Genomic DNA, 14,582 nt, shown 5'->3' on the forward strand with positions numbered 1-14,582 from the left:
GGTTTCGTTGGCAAAGCGGGGCCGTTCCCTGCTATTCCCGCCTGCAAATCAAGAAGCCGTGGACACGCTTGCATGACCAATGTCGCCCTGACCGGACTGGCCCGCGATCTCGCCAGGCGCGCCGCCGAGGGACGCCCGGTGCGCATCGGCGTCATCGGCTCCGGCGAAATGGGCACCGACCTGGTCACGCAAGGCATGCTGATGCCCGGTATCGAGATCTGCGCCATCTCGACGCGGCGTCCGCACACCGCCCGTGACGCCATCCGCATCGCCTATGGCGATGAGGCGATGGCGGTCGAGGCGGACACGGGCTCGAAAGTCGCCGCGGCGATCGAGGCGGGCAAAATCGCCATTACCTCGAACGAGATGCTGGTCACCAATCCGCTGATCGACGTCGTCATCGACGCCACCGGCAAGCCTGGTGTCGCCGCCGATTTCGACTTGAAGGCGATGGAGCACGGCAAGCACCTGGTGATGATGAATGTCGAGGCCGACGTCACGATCGGCTGCTACCTCAAGCAGCAGGCAGACCGGCTCGGCGTCGTCTATTCGGTCGGGGCCGGCGACGAGCCGTCGAGCTGCATGGAGCTGATCGAGTTTGCCTCCGCGCTCGGCTACACCATCGTCTCGGCTGGCAAGGGCAAGAACAACCCGCTCAACCACGATGCCGTTCCGGATGACTATCGCGAGGAAGCCCTTCGCCGCAACATGAACCCGCGCATGCTGGTCGAGTTCGTCGACGGCTCGAAAACCATGGTCGAGATGTGCGCCATCGCCAACGCCACCGGGCTGGTGCCCGATGTGCCGGGCATGCACGGGCCTAAGGCCGACCGCGACCAGCTGGCCAAGGTGCTGATACCGCGCGCCGATGGCGGCATCCTGTCGAAGAAGGGTGTTGTCGACTACACGATCGGCAAGGGTGTGGCGCCGGGCGTCTTCGTCATCGTCGAGGCGACGCATCCACGCATCGTCGAGCGCATGGACGATCTGCATATCGGCCACGGCCCCTATTACAGCTTCTTCCGGCCCTACCATCTGACCTCGCTGGAAGTGCCGCTGACGGCAGCGCGTATCATGCTCTACGGCCGCCCCGACATGGTGCCGCTGCCGAAGCCGGTGGCCGAGGTCTGCGCGGTCGCCAAGCGCGATCTCGCCATGGGCGAGACCTTCGATGCCATCGGTGAGACCTGCTACCGCTCCTGGACAATGACCGTCGAAGAGGCCCGCGCCGTCAGCGCCGTCGCGGTCGGCCTGCTCGAAGGCGGCAAGGTGCTGAAGCCGGTCAGGAAGGGCGAGCTCATCACCACCGACAACGCCACACCCGACCGCACGACGAGGCTGTTCGCTTTGCGGAAGCTGCAGGATGATATGCTCTACGGGGCTGAGATGGCATGAACAGGCCAGCTCTCTGGCTTTGTCATGACAAGATCACTATATTGTAGTGACAGCGAACGGAGGCTTCCAGAATGAATCTCCAGATCAGAGACCCGCGCGCCCGTGACCTCGCCCGGCAGCTTGCCGAAAAGCGAAAGATTTCCTTGACCGAAGCGGTGATCGAAGCGCTCGAATCCGAGCTTCAGCGCGAACGTGAACGAGTTCCGTTGGCTGAGCGGCTGGCCGCCATATCGAACGATCTGAAGGCCAAGGCGGGAAGCGGCGGCAGGGATTTGACTAAGGATGAGATCGACGAGATGTGGGGACATTCCTGATGTTCATCGACACCTCGGTGGTGATCGCTGTCCTCGCCGGAGAGGAAGACGCCGCCGATTGGAGCCGCCGGATCGGGCAGGCCTCGGTACGGATCACATCCCCGCTGGTCGTGCTCGAAGCGGCGATGCGGCTTTCATCGAAGTTGGTGGTGGAGCCGCTCTTCGCCGAAAAGGCGATAGAGGACTTCCTGCGTGAGGCCGAGATCGAGGTGGTTCCGATCGAAATCGGTGATGCCAAGCTCGCGATCCAGGCTTTTTCGACCTATGGCAAAGGTCGCGGCCACCCGGCTCAGCTCAATCTCGCTGACTGCCTGTCATATGCCTCGGCAAAAAGCTGTGGGATGCCCTTACTCTACAAAGAGAAAGACTTTTCCCACACCGATCTGGCCTGATCCTACTCCCCAGTTCTACGATTCGGCCAGCAGCTTCGTCAGCCGGTCCCGCCCAGCAGGCCAAATGCTGCCGCGCTCGCGCCATGGGGCTGTTGACCTGCTCGCGCATGATCATTGCGCTCGTGCTGACGACGCAGACCATCGGCTGCCATTGTATGATCGATTCATACAGTCTGTCTTTTTGATCCGGGTTTTTCAAACGATGCCGAGATGCCAATCTCGATCAGCTGAACCCCCATTGAGGATTGAAATCTTGCAAACCCTTTGGACAAGACGCGAGACGATGAAAACCCTTCTGGCAACGGGCATGGTTGCCATGCTTCAGCCTCTGGCTTTTGCAGCCAGGGCCGCCGCCAAGCTGGAATGGACCTATTTTCAGGCTGACGAGAATGGTTTCCGCCGCACGCCGGTGCTGCTGACCGGGGAAAAAGAAGCCATCCTCCTCGACGGCGGATTTACCCTGTCCGATGGCCGTGCGGTCGCGGATGCGATCAAGGCGACGGGCAAGACCCTGACGACGATCTATGTCAGTTGCAGCGACCCTGACTATTATTTTGGCTTGCGTCCCGTCGCGGATGCTTTCCCCGGCGCCAAGATCATCGCGGCCGCTGCGACGGTGGCGGCCATCAAAGCCAATGTGCAAGCCAAGCTGGATGTCTGGGGCCCGCAGCTCAAGGACAATGGACCGAAGGTCCTGGCGGATGTCGTCATTCCCGAGGCATCCGATATCACCTCACTTGAACTCGAAGGAAACAAGATCGAGATCGTCACCGTCGCCGATCTGAAAGACCGGCGGTATCTCTGGGTGCCCAGCCTTGAAGCGGTGTTCGGCGGCGTGCTGATCTCGTCGGGCGTGCATGTCTGGGTTGCCGACGAGCCAACCGTAGACGACCGTAAAAAATGGATTGCTGCGCTCAACGAAATCGCGTCCCGCAAACCCAACATCGTGGTGCCGTCCCATCAGGTAGCCGGTGCACCGGACGGTCTGGCGGCCGTGGAATTCACCCGCGCCTACCTCGAAGCCTTCAACGAGGAAGCCGGGAAATCGAAATCCAGCGTCGAGCTGATTGCAGCGATGAAGCGGCGCTATCCCGATCTTCTGGACGTCTCGTCCCTGGAACTGGGCGCAAAGGTCGCCAAGGGTGAGATGAAGTGGGGCTGATACGGCCCCGCGAGCGTCTGGGCTACTTCCCCAATTCCACCGACCGCAGCCGCGCGGCTTCCACCGCCTCGGTCAGCAGCTTCGTCAGCCGGTCTTCGCCCATCAGCACGGCAAGGGCGGCTGCCGTGGTTCCGTTGGGGCTGGTCACCTGCTGGCGCAGGACGCCGGGCTCCTCGCCGCTTTCGGCAGCGAGTGCAGCAGCGCCATAGACGGTCTGCATGGCAAGCAGCCTGGCGGTCTCGGTCGGCAGCCCGGCCTTCTCGGCTGCAACCGTAAGCGCCTCGATGAAATGGAAGATGTAGGCCGGACCGGACCCCGAAACCGCCGTCACCGCGTCCATCAGGCCTTCGTCGTCGATCGTCGTCACCACACCGCTCGCCGACAGCAGCTCGGCAACGAAACGCCTGATGTCGTCGGTCACCAGCGGGTTGGAATAGACCACCATCATGCCCTTGCCGATCGCGGCCGGCGTGTTGGGCATGCAGCGGATAACAGGCGCGAGATGGCCGAGGATGTGCTCGAAGGTGGCGACCGGCGTGCCCGCGGCGATGCTGACGAAGGTGGTCCTGCCGTCGCCGAAGCGCTTGTAGGCGGCGGTGACGTCGCGGATCACCTGCGGCTTGACGGCGATGACGACGAGGTCGGGCTCTGCGTCGGCGGGGATCCCGTTCGCGCCCGCGGCGACACTGCAACCGAGGTGCTCGGCGCGCTTGCGCAATTCGGCATTGGGCTCGACCACGAACACGGCTTGCGGGGCAAGCTTGCCGGATTTCAGCCAGCCCGCAAGCATGGCGTAACCCATATTGCCGCAACCGGCGAGAACAAGCCTGATCGTCATTGAGAGCCCTCCGAGACAAGGGTTCTCCTTAGACGCTAGCGGGCAGACGGGAAAGCCCCTCAAGGGGTGCTGGATCAGGCCAGCCGGTCAAGGTCGCCGGCGTACCGCGATCGGCCGCAGCGACACTTGCCGCAAGCCAAGCACGCCGAGCACGAAGAACAGCCACACCGGGTCGCCGCGATGGAAGAAGAAGCTTTCCAGGAACGCGTTCAGCGCCGTGAACAGCACCACCATCATGAAGAAATCACCGAGATAGATGTTCTCCTTGCGCGGCGGGATGCGCATGTAGTCGCGCAGCGGCGCGATCACGAAAGTGCAGACGGCAACGCACAGCGCCGGGATGCCCATCAGCACCGCAATGTCGAGATAGCCGTCATGGCCATGCACGATGGTCCGGATGTCCCAGGCCCGGTCGAAAGGCTGGTCCTGGCTCAGCAGCAGCGGCGTGCCCCAGAAGCTTTCATAGCCGTAGCCGGTCCAGGGCTTCTTCGCCAGCATCTCGCCGGAGAACTCCCACAGCGTCGTGCGCCCGGTATAGGTGAGGTCGGGGAAATAGGTGGCCGCCAGCTCTTTCACCGGCGGGATGAAGACGATGCCTAAGGTACCGATGGCCGTCGCAATGATCGCCAGTGCAAACAGGATCGGCGTGCCGAACCGCATGCCGATCAGGCCCGGCAGCACGACGATCAGGATCGAGAACGGCACCAGGCCGGCCGTCGTCTTGGATCCGGTGTGCAGCATGAAGATCATCGCCGCGCCGAAGATCGCCACGCCCCAGAATTTCTGGCCGCGCCGGAAGAGATAGAGGCCGGCGAAGCTGAAGCAGGCCATGATTGGTCCGGCAATGTTCTTGTGGGCGAACACACCACGCCACAGGCCGGCATGTTCGGGCTCCTGCGAATCGGCCGTATGCAGGGCCTCATGCGGAAAGACGATGAGGCCGATATAGGACAGGCCGATAACGACGATCGCGCAGAATATGATGACTTTCGAAAAACTGTCGGCGTCGCGCGGCAGCACCAGGACCGTCGCTATCGTCAGAACGCCAAGCAGCGTGAAGAAGGCCGCGCGCATGGCCGAGGACGGGTCGGTCGCGTTGATGACCGAAAGCATGAAAAAGCCGAGCATCAGGATCCAGGACGGGCTGAGCAGCGAGCGCACCATCTTGGGGTCGGCGAACGTCAGCAGTGAGAAGGTCGAAATGGCGCCGAGCGAACTGAAGCCGAGCTGGTTGACGATGTCGCCGCCGTCGCCGGTCAGTTCCGCGCCTGCCGGCTGAAACGGCCGGAACGACACGATGACGACGGCAAACAACAGCGCGGCAATCGCCGTCGCCACGCCGTCGCGGGTGACGATGCCGCCCAGCAGCAGCTCGTCAGTTCTTCTCAGGCTGCCTGTATTGCTCATTGGCGTATCCGAATTCGGCAAGCACGCGGCCGAGCGAGACATAGACGGGGTAAAGCGCCGTCGACAGCGATCCTGTCCGCGCCAATTTGATTGCGCCGCGCACGGGCGAGGCTATCAGCAGCGCCAGGCTTTTTGCAAACACCTTGGCGCCGGCGAATGGCGTGCCGGCGCGCTTCTTCTTTTCGACCAGCGTCGAGATTACACCGTTGCGTAAGGATCGGGCGCGGATCCAGTCAGCCTCGACGCGCCGGGCCGGAACGCCTTCGCGCACCTTTGCCTCGGCGCACCAGCCAAGCACGAAACCTTTCTGCGCCGAGCGGCTGAGGAAGTCGGAATCGCCGCCGCCCATGAAGTTGAACCGCAGGTCGAGGAAGGGTGGCCCCATGATGGTGAGCACATTGCGCCCGACCAGAAGGTTGCCCGAGGAATAGAGTGCGGCCACGCGCCCGGTCTGGCGATAGGGCGGCGCAAACACCGGGTGCTCGGCCCATTTGGCGTGAGCAGGATCGGTAAACACCGGCACTTGCGGGCCACCGACAATGTCGGCGCCAAGCGTCTCCGCCGTCCTGCACATGCGCTCCAGCCAGTCCGCGTCGGCGATCTCGTCATCGTCGATGACCAGCAGGTGGCGGAAATCCGGAAAATGCAGGATCGCCGTCTGCCAGCCAGCATTGTAGGCACTGCAATTGCCCCGCTCATGCGCGATGATGACCATGCCCTTCATATCGTCGCGTTCGAACAGCGGCACGGCCGCCTGGGCGCCCTCACGCGCCTCGGCCTCGTTTTCGATGACGATGACGGCGAAGCGCCGGCTGGTTTGCTGTGCCTTGAGCGACGCCAGCGTTTCGAGCAGCAGTTGCGGCCGCTTGAAGGTCGGCAGCGTGACGACGGCTTCCATCGTCTCTGCGGCGAGCCCCGGAGAGCGTCCCGCAATCGATACCGAACCGTCCGATGGCAAAGGGATCATCCGCTCCAGCCGCATGTTTTGAATCTGACTTTTTGATAACACCGCGACGATAACGTTTCCTTAATCACCTTTCGCAGCGGCGCCTGCTGGTCCGCGCCTTTCAGCCGTTGCGTCGCATGATTTAATCAAGGGTTCACCCAGCTTTGCTAGTGGCTGACGCCTGGATAGGTGAGATGCATCTGCTGTTCGCCACATCGATCGTGCCCGACGGCGCTCTCGCTTCGGGCTATGAGATCGCCAACGCTGCGATCATCGCCGCCTTGCGGCGCGCCGGCGTGCGCGTCACCGTCATCGGCTTCATCTGGCCGGGCAAGGCGCCCAGCGACCCCGAAAACACCATCGTGCTCGGCGCCGTCGACGTGCGCACGGAAAGCGCCTCGGCGCGGCAGAAGCTCGCCTGGCTTGGCAAGGCGGTGCTGTCAGGGCTCACCTTCGCTTCCGTGAAGCTGCGCGCGGTTTCCGACAGCGAAGTCCGTGCCGCGATCGAGCGCGCCGGTCCCTTCGACGGCTATGTCCTGAATTCGGTGCAGTTCGCCGGCGCCTTTGAAAAACTGTTCGCCGACCGTCCCTCGATTTTCGTCGCCCACAATGTCGAACATGGTTCGGCCAAAGAGAATGCGGCAGCAGCAAACAGTCGCTTCCAGCGCCTGCTGTTTGCCCGCGAGGCCAGGCTGCTCAAGACCATGGAGGAGCGGCTCTGCCGCCGGGCTCGCTTCGTCTTCACGCTGGCCGAGGAAGACCGCGCCGCACTCGGCGTTGCCAGCGACGACCGCTCGGCGGTGCTGCCGCTGGTGACCACTGCCACGGCCCCAAAGCCGGTCAAGCCGCGCCGCATCGATTGCGACGCGGCGCTGATCGGCACTTGGACCTGGCAGCCGAACCGCATCGGCCTCGACTGGTTCCTGGAAAAAGTCGTGCCGCATCTTCGCCGGAGCTTTCGCATCAGGGTCGCCGGCAACATGCCGTCGGATATCACCTCTGCCCATCCCGGTGTCGAATTTGTCGGCCGCGTGTCCGACGCCCAGAATTTCGTGCGCGGCGCCGCCGTCATTCCACTGATCAGCACCGCGGGCAGCGGCGTTCAGCTCAAGACCATCGAAACCTTCGAGCTCGGCCTGCCGTCGGTCGCCACCAGCCGTTCGCTGCGCGGCATCGATCATCGCCCGGCAAATTGTTTCGTCACCGACGATCCGGCCGCCTTCGCCGGCGCGCTGGAGGCAGCGGCGGCCGATGTCAGGGATGTCGATGGCAGCGCCTTCCATCGCCGGCAGATCAAGGCACTGGATGCCGCCATCAGGCTCGGCCTGGAAAAGCTCGGGCCGGTGGGGGAGGAGGTGTTTGCATGAACATGCACACCGCCCGCGCCGCCTTCGGGCTCGATACGCTGAAGACGATCCTTGGCATTTCGGTCCTTGCCATCGGCTGGGATGACGCGATCGCGCTGCTCACTCGTCTGATTGCCGAGCGGCGCTTCACCAAGGTCAGTTTTCTCAACGCTCACAACGCCAACATCGCCTCTACCGATCCGGTCTTTGCCGAGGCGCTCGACGATTTCCTCATCCTGCCTGACGGCGTTGGCGTCGATCTGGCGGCAAAGCTGCTCTACGGCGCGCCGTTCCCGGACAATCTCAACGGCACTGATCTCATTCCGGCCTTTCTGCAGGCATCGGCGAGGCCGCTGACCGTCGGGTTGCTTGGCGCCACCCGCGCCAACGCCGAGGCGGCGTCGGTCAGGCTAGCCGCTCTGGCGGTGCAGCACGAATTCGTCGTCATCCATGACGGCTATTTCTCCCCCGCCGAAGAGCAGGCGATCGTCGATCGCATCGAGGCATTGCGGCCCGACGTGCTGCTTGTGGCCATGGGCGTGCCGCGCCAGGAATTGTGGATCGCCCGTCATATCGATGCCCGCCACTGCACGCTGCCGATCGCCGTCGGCGCGCTGCTCGATTTTCTCTCCGGCACGGTGCCGCGGGCGCCTCTGTGGATGCGCCAGCTGAGGCTCGAATGGTTGTTCCGTCTGTGCATCGAGCCCGGCCGGCTGTGGCGCCGCTACGTCGTCGGCAATCCGGTGTTCCTGCTGCGTGTCGTCAGGCAGAAATTCTCGCGTCGGCCCGAGCCCGCCGGAGAGTTGCGGTGAACAGCCGCGTCGTGCCGAGCCCTGCAGCCGAGACCGGTGCCCTGCCGCAAACGCCGACGGCGGCGGTGGTGACCGCCAGCTATGCGCCGGATTTCGAACGCTGCCGCCTGTTGTGCGAGACCCTCGACCGCCATGTCTCCGGCTTGGCGCATCATTACATTCTGGTCGAGCACCGCGACGTGGCGCTGTTTCGCCAGTTGGAAAACGACCGCCGCAGCGTTGTCGACGAGCGCGACCTGCTGCCGCGCTGGCTGCGTGTGTTCGACGATCCGATGAGCCTCTTTCGCCGTCGCATCTGGCTCAGTCTCAAGACCCAGCCGCTGCGCGGCTGGCATGTGCAGCAGCTGCGCCGCATCGCCATCGCTGCGCATGCTGGAGAAGACGTGCTGGTCTTCTGCGATTCCGACGTCGCCTTCCTCAAGCCATTCGATCTGAGCGCCTTCTGGCGCGACGGCAAGGTGCGGCTGTTCCGGCGCGACGGCGTGCTGTCGAGCGACGGTCACGACGAGCATCGCATCTGGTCGCGCAATGCGGCCTCGGCGATTGGTATCGATGCATCCGAGGTTTCGAACCACGACTATATTTCGACGCTGATCGCCTGGCGCCGTCAGACCGTGACGGCGATGTGCGCCGAGATCGAGAAGGTGCACGCGCGCGGCTGGGTCGAGGTCATCGCTTCAGTGCGCCGGTTCTCCGAATGCATGATCTATGGCCGCTATGTCGACGATGTGCTGGGGGGCGCCGGCCATTTCCACGGCTCGGAGGAATTCTGCCGCGTGCACTGGACCGGGGAGGCGCTGTCGGATGACGAATTCCGCAGCTTCGTCGCCGCTATGGCACCGGGGCAGGTGGCGATCGGCATGCAATCCTTCATCGGCACCGATATCGGCCGCATCCGCCGCCTGATCGGATTGGCTTAGATTGCCTTGGCGGGCTTGCGCAGCGCCGAATAGGTTAGCAGCGCCGAGGCGAGATAGAGCAGCAGGAAGACGACATTGAGCGATACGACAAGCCTGGGCGTGTCGGCAATCGTGGTCAGCACATAGGTCAACAGCACCGCCTTCAGCCCCGCCAGCAGGCCGAGGTTGAGCGCCCTGAGCGCGGTCTGGCCGCGCGCGAACAGCAGCTCGGCCTGGTATTCGACCAGGTTGCGCAGTCCCGGCACGCCGATTGCCAACGCCACCAAGGGCGCCGCCTCGGCGACATTCCGGCCAAGTGCATTGGGGAAGAAATGCAGCACGATGCCGAGTGCGGCCAGTGCCAATGTCGACACCAGGAACACGCCGGCTTCGATACCGCTCTTGACCCGCAGTCGCGACAACAGCTCCGGCGCCCGCATCATCCTCTGCACCAGCATCATCGAGAAGGTGCGGATCGGGATTGCCGTCAGGTCGACCAGCCGCATGATGATGGCATAGATGCCGGCCAGATGCGGCCCGCCGATCGCCAGCACGAGCAGCTTGTCGAATTCCGACTGGAGGTAGAACAGCACTTCGGCTCCTGCAACATAGATCGAATCGGCAAGCCGCCTGAGATAGAGCTCGGTGCGCAGCCTCAGCCGCTGGCGTGGATAATAGAAGCCGAAGGCCAGCAGCAGCGAGGCGGCGTTGGCGCCGATGTAGAACAACGACCAGATCCAGACGCTGTGCTGGCCCGATAGCATGAACAGCACGGCGCCCAGCGCGCGGAACGCCGTGGCCACGATCGACAGCACGGCGGCGCGGCCGAATTTGCCGAGCCCGTTGTTGACGATCAGCACCACCTCGACCGGCCGCCACAAAAGCGCCTCTGCAAAGACGATTGCGGCAAAGACGGCCAGCGGAACGGTGCTGGCGAAGAAGATCAGGTAGACGCCCCAGGAGGCCGCCGCCAGCAGTGGTAAGGACACGGCGCCAAGCAAAAGGAAGCCGGCGGTGAAGGTGCCGATCAGATTGGGGCGGATGGTGGCTGTGCGGTAAAGCGCCGAGATGAAGCCGAAAGCGAGGATGCGCGACAGCATGACGCCGGCCGCCGAGGCGGTGGCGAACATGCCGAACTCGGCAATCGACAGCGTGTTGGCAAGTGCGATGAAATAGGCAAGCGAGAACACCAGCCGCCCGCCGGCGCCGCTGATGGCTGAAAGATAGTCGCGAACCAGCCCCCGTCTTTCGGCGAGGAAGGTGCCGATGCGGGCGAGTGTCCGCCTTTGCGGTATGTCGCTGGCCTGCGTCATATCGAGGAAAGCCGTAAGCCGCAAAGCTTAACGTGCGGTTCTGACGCCATTTTACAGATCCCGGCAATGCGTGGCGAAGCGAGAAACTTTCACTTGCAGACTTCGGAAATTAACCTTTTGTTTCCCATGCCTGTTTAGCGTGACTTAACGATTGGCCGACCGCCGCTCCTGCGCCGTCGAAGGTAAAGTTTCGAGACAATGGTCGACAGGGAAAACCGTGAAGACTGGAGGCGCGAGCGCTCCCTCCTGGCGCTCGGCAAAGCCGTGCGCGGCGATGAGGCGGCGGATGCGTCGGCGGTCTCGATCGGTGACCGGGTGGATCCGTCATGGCGCGAGGACGCCGCCACGCGTCACCGCATAGCCCGCTCGCAACGCGAGGCGCGGTCGAATCCGGCGCCAACGTCACCGCCCGAGCCGCCGCAGTTCCAGGCCGACGGCGAACCCGTTTCGGCCGCCAGCGCGCGTGAGGAGCCTGTTTCCGGCCGGCGTCAGCAGCACGCCGCCTATGAGCTCCGCTCTTTCCACGAGCAGCGACCGGACCGCGACGACGATGACGGGCAGGAATGGAAGCCGCTGATCGATCCGCTCCAGGTCGTCCGCGGCATTAGTCGTTCCAAGTTGCTGATCGTCTCGACTACGATATTGGGCACGGTGCTCGGCGTCGCCGTCGCCGTTTCGACACCGAAGAAATACGAAGCCACCACACAGATGGTCATCGAGCCAGGCGACCTGAAGCTTTCCGACAACGATCTCACCCAACCGGTCGGGCAGCCCGATGCGGCGCTGGCTGTTGTCGAAACCCGCATCAAGATGGTGACATCCGGCAAGGTCCTCGACAAGGTCGTGGCCGATCTCAATCTCGTCGACGATCCGGAATTCAACGGACAGGGCTCTGGCGGCCTTGGCGTCCTGTCGCTCATTCGCTCGATACTGTCGCGCCAGGATGGCCCTGGCGGCGGCGGTGAAGTGCGCCGCCAGGCGCTGGCGGTCGGCAATCTGGCCAAGAGCCTGTCGGTTGAGCGCAGCGGCAAGAGCTTTGTCGTTTCCATCAGCGCCACCACTCAAAGCGCCGACAAATCGGCGAAGATAGCCAATACGACCAGGGACGTTTTCCAGCAGGAGGCGGCCCAATACCAGTTCGGGATGGCCGGGCGCGCGACGGACCAGCTGACGGCCAAGCTCGATGACCTGCGCAAGAATGTCGAGACAGCGGAGCGCAAGGTCGAGGATTTCAGGGCCACGCATGATCTCGTCGACGCGCAGGGCCATCTGATCAGCGACGACCAGATGCTGAAGCTCAACGAGCAGCTCTCAGTCACCCGGGCCCGTACGCTGGAACTCAATGCCCGGGCCGCGTCGGCGCGTTCGCTGGACGTCAATTCGGTCATCAACGGCACCTTGCCGGAAGAAATCAATTCCAACACGATGAGCGAACTGCGCGCGCAATATGCAGTTTTGAAGCAGGAGGCCGACCGCGCCGCCGTGCGTCTGGGACCGCGTCATCCCGAATACCAGGCGCTCAACGCCCAGCTCGACGGCTCGCGCGAGCGCATCGCAGGCGAACTGCGCCGCATCGCCTCGTCGCTGCAGGTCGATTTGAAGCGCTCGGTTCAGCTTGAGCAGGATCTCGCTTCCCGCCTGGCTCAGGCAAAGGTCCAGAGCGGCGACGTCAACAGCGATCTGGTCAGCCTGCGCGAACTGGAGCGTGACGCCACGGCCAAACGCTCCGTCTACGAACAGTACCTTCTGCGCGCCAAGGAGACCGGCGAACAGCAAAACATCAACACCACCAACATCAATCTGATGACCCCCGCGCAACCGCCGCTCGAACCCAACGGACCGTCGCGGGCTGTAATAGCGATGGCCGGCCTGCTGCTCGGGCTTGCTTCGGGCATCGGTGTCGGCGCCATGCGCGGCGCCTTTGCCAGCCTGCGCGGCGCTGCCAATTCGCGTTCGCGCGGCAGAATGGACGAGCGCCCCCCTCCGGTCGAGGACAAGGTCTATCGCGCGCCGCTGCCTGTGGCGCCGCCACCGGCAGCACCTCCGGTGTTGCCGACCGCGGCCGCTCCCGCCCGGAGCCCAGGTCTGTTCGACGGACTGTTCTCGGCGATGCGCAAAGCCGCGCCGGGTAGCGGGACGTCAGGCGAACCCGTCGAGACCTACCGCGCCCAACCAGCCGCCGAATATACAAGGCCGGTGCAGGAGCCTGTGGGCTATCGCCAGCCGGACTTCCGGAACGAGGTTCCGCACGCCAATTCCCCTGCGCAGCAGCCTGGCTACGCGCAGCCTCGTCAGCCGGCTGACTATGCCTATTCGCAGGCTCAGCCGATGCCCGCGGCGTCCGGGCCGTGGTCTTCTCCGCAGCCCGCTGGGGCGGCGCCGGAAGACCAGCAGGCGCAAATCGACGATATCCGCGCCAGCCTGCGCGAATTTCGCGAAGCGGTGCGCGAACTCACCGAAAGCCGTTCGCACCGCCGCTATTTCTGAGCAATTCCAGGAAAAGTGTGAAACGGTTTTCCCGGGAAAAGCGCGTAGCGCGCTTTCCCTTGGGAATTGCGTCAAAACAAGAAATAGAGCGGTTCAGCCTTTCCGTGAAAGGATGAGTCGCTCTGAGCCCGTCAGCACAGAATAAAAGCTGCCGGTTTCGAGTTTACGGCATGTGACGGCGCTTTGACGGGATTGCTTAGGCCAAATTTCGTGACAATGCCGCGCAGCATGGCGCCCAAAAAACGCTGCCGTCGGGCTTTACCCGAATGGGCGGAACGTTTGGAACAACGACATGCACGAAGCAACGTTCAAGGCGCGCGCCGCGCCTTGGCTGGAATGATGTCGAGGATGGTTCATGGCCGAAGTGATTGACGGAAAGATCGTCGCCGCAGACGTGGTTCAGAAGGTCAAGGCCTTGACCGAGGACCTGGTCGCCAAGGGAAAGGCCCAGCCCGGCTTGGCGGTGGTCATCGTCGGCGAGGATCCGGCAAGCCAGGTCTATGTCGCGTCGAAGTCGCGCACCGCCAAGGAATGCGGCTTTCATTCGCTGCAGCACACACTGCCGGCCGACACGTCCGAAGCGGCACTGCTGAAGATCATCGGCGAACTCAACGCCGATCCGGCCATCAACGGCATTCTGGTGCAGCTGCCGCTTCCCGCCCATATCGATGCCGGCAAGATCATCCAGGCCATCGCACCGCAAAAGGATGTCGACGGCTTTCATTTCATCAATGTCGGCAAGCTCGGCACCGGCGAACTCGAAACAGCCTTCGTGCCCTGCACGCCGGCCGGCTCCATGCTTTTGATCGAACGCGTGCGCGGCAAGGATCTTTCCGGCCTCAACGCGGTCGTCGTCGGCCGCTCCAACATCGTCGGCAAGCCGATGGCAAATCTGTTGCTTGCCGCCAACTGCACCGTCACCATCGCCCACAGCCGCACCAAGGATCTGCCGGCGCTGGCCCGCACAGCCGACATTCTGGTTGCCGCCGTCGGCCGGCCCGAAATGATCAAGGGCGACTGGGTCAAGCCCGGCGCCACCGTGATCGATGTCGGGATTAATCGCATTGCCGCACCCGAGAAGGGCGAAGGCAAAACCCGCCTCGTCGGCGATGTAGCCTATGCCGAAGCCGCCAAGGCCGCCGGCGCCATCACCCCCGTGCCCGGCGGTGTCGGACCGATGACCATTGCCATGCTGATGGCCAATACGTTAGCCTCAGCCTACCTTGCGGCCGGCTTGAAGCGGCCTTCCTTCTGACCCAGAAAGCAGCTTC

13 protein-coding genes are annotated in these 14,582 nt (G+C 63.5%); 9 read left to right on the top strand and 4 right to left on the bottom strand.

What is annotated here, in order from left to right:
- Positions 1 to 72 precede the first annotated feature (72 nt).
- The 4 genes from NKI96_RS27515 to NKI96_RS27530 all read left to right on the top strand — a co-directional run bounded on the left by NKI96_RS27515 (position 73) and on the right by NKI96_RS27530 (position 3,263).
- On the top strand, positions 73 to 1,395 hold the full coding sequence (locus NKI96_RS27515) for an NAD(P)H-dependent oxidoreductase (RefSeq protein ID WP_352807120.1): 1,323 nt from the start codon (positions 73 to 75) through the stop codon (positions 1,393 to 1,395).
- A gap of 71 nt (positions 1,396 to 1,466) precedes the next feature.
- Positions 1,467 to 1,709, top strand: coding sequence for a type II toxin-antitoxin system VapB family antitoxin (locus NKI96_RS27520; protein ID WP_023689347.1), 243 nt, complete (start codon positions 1,467 to 1,469; stop codon positions 1,707 to 1,709).
- On the top strand, positions 1,709 to 2,101 hold the full coding sequence (locus tag NKI96_RS27525; protein ID WP_352807123.1) for a type II toxin-antitoxin system VapC family toxin: 393 nt from the start codon (positions 1,709 to 1,711) through the stop codon (positions 2,099 to 2,101). The genes NKI96_RS27520 and NKI96_RS27525 overlap by 1 nt, the downstream gene beginning before the upstream one ends.
- A gap of 283 nt (positions 2,102 to 2,384) precedes the next feature.
- A complete protein-coding gene (locus NKI96_RS27530) occupies positions 2,385 to 3,263 on the top strand; it encodes an MBL fold metallo-hydrolase (protein ID WP_352807171.1) in 879 nt (292 codons plus the stop codon).
- A 22-nt stretch (positions 3,264 to 3,285) separates the two neighbouring features.
- Here NKI96_RS27530 and proC read toward each other — a convergent pair whose 3' ends face one another.
- From proC to NKI96_RS27545, 3 genes are all read right to left on the bottom strand, one after another.
- On the bottom strand, positions 3,286 to 4,101 hold the full coding sequence (gene proC, locus NKI96_RS27535; protein ID WP_023701824.1) for a pyrroline-5-carboxylate reductase: 816 nt from the start codon (positions 4,099 to 4,101) through the stop codon (positions 3,286 to 3,288).
- A gap of 87 nt (positions 4,102 to 4,188) precedes the next feature.
- Positions 4,189 to 5,508: an O-antigen ligase family protein gene (locus NKI96_RS27540; RefSeq protein ID WP_352807125.1), complete on the bottom strand. Its 1,320-nt coding sequence runs from the start codon at positions 5,506 to 5,508 to the stop codon at positions 4,189 to 4,191.
- Complete coding sequence (locus tag NKI96_RS27545; RefSeq protein ID WP_023692395.1) at positions 5,477 to 6,475, bottom strand: glycosyltransferase family 2 protein; 999 nt, start codon at positions 6,473 to 6,475, stop codon at positions 5,477 to 5,479. The genes NKI96_RS27540 and NKI96_RS27545 overlap by 32 nt, the downstream gene beginning before the upstream one ends.
- Positions 6,476 to 6,648: 173 nt before the next feature.
- On the opposite strand from NKI96_RS27545, the gene NKI96_RS27550 reads away from it, so the two are divergent.
- The 3 genes from NKI96_RS27550 to NKI96_RS27560 are packed head-to-tail and all read left to right on the top strand — an operon-like array spanning position 6,649 to position 9,532.
- Positions 6,649 to 7,821 (top strand): glycosyltransferase, encoded by a 1,173-nt coding sequence (locus NKI96_RS27550; protein ID WP_023825870.1) that lies wholly within the window; start codon positions 6,649 to 6,651, stop codon positions 7,819 to 7,821.
- Positions 7,818 to 8,612, top strand: coding sequence for a WecB/TagA/CpsF family glycosyltransferase (locus NKI96_RS27555; protein ID WP_023715617.1), 795 nt, complete (start codon positions 7,818 to 7,820; stop codon positions 8,610 to 8,612). Before NKI96_RS27550 ends, NKI96_RS27555 begins: the two co-directional genes overlap by 4 nt.
- A complete protein-coding gene (locus tag NKI96_RS27560) occupies positions 8,609 to 9,532 on the top strand; it encodes a DUF6492 family protein (protein WP_023669299.1) in 924 nt (307 codons plus the stop codon). Before NKI96_RS27555 ends, NKI96_RS27560 begins: the two co-directional genes overlap by 4 nt.
- Here the strand turns inward: NKI96_RS27560 and NKI96_RS27565 are convergent.
- Complete coding sequence (locus NKI96_RS27565; protein WP_023669300.1) at positions 9,529 to 10,824, bottom strand: lipopolysaccharide biosynthesis protein; 1,296 nt, start codon at positions 10,822 to 10,824, stop codon at positions 9,529 to 9,531. The genes NKI96_RS27560 and NKI96_RS27565 overlap by 4 nt on opposite strands.
- Before the next feature lie 198 nt (positions 10,825 to 11,022).
- Here NKI96_RS27565 and NKI96_RS27570 point away from each other — a divergent pair, with 198 nt between their 5' ends.
- Positions 11,023 to 13,311, top strand: coding sequence for a GumC family protein (locus tag NKI96_RS27570; protein ID WP_023692390.1), 2,289 nt, complete (start codon positions 11,023 to 11,025; stop codon positions 13,309 to 13,311).
- A 355-nt stretch (positions 13,312 to 13,666) separates the two neighbouring features.
- Positions 13,667 to 14,566, top strand: coding sequence for a bifunctional methylenetetrahydrofolate dehydrogenase/methenyltetrahydrofolate cyclohydrolase FolD (folD, locus tag NKI96_RS27575; RefSeq protein ID WP_023669302.1), 900 nt, complete (start codon positions 13,667 to 13,669; stop codon positions 14,564 to 14,566).
- Positions 14,567 to 14,582 lie beyond the last annotated feature (16 nt).

This window comes from Mesorhizobium sp. M0292 (assembly GCF_040321695.1).
In the GTDB taxonomy this organism is placed as follows: Bacteria; Pseudomonadota; Alphaproteobacteria; order Rhizobiales; family Rhizobiaceae; genus Mesorhizobium.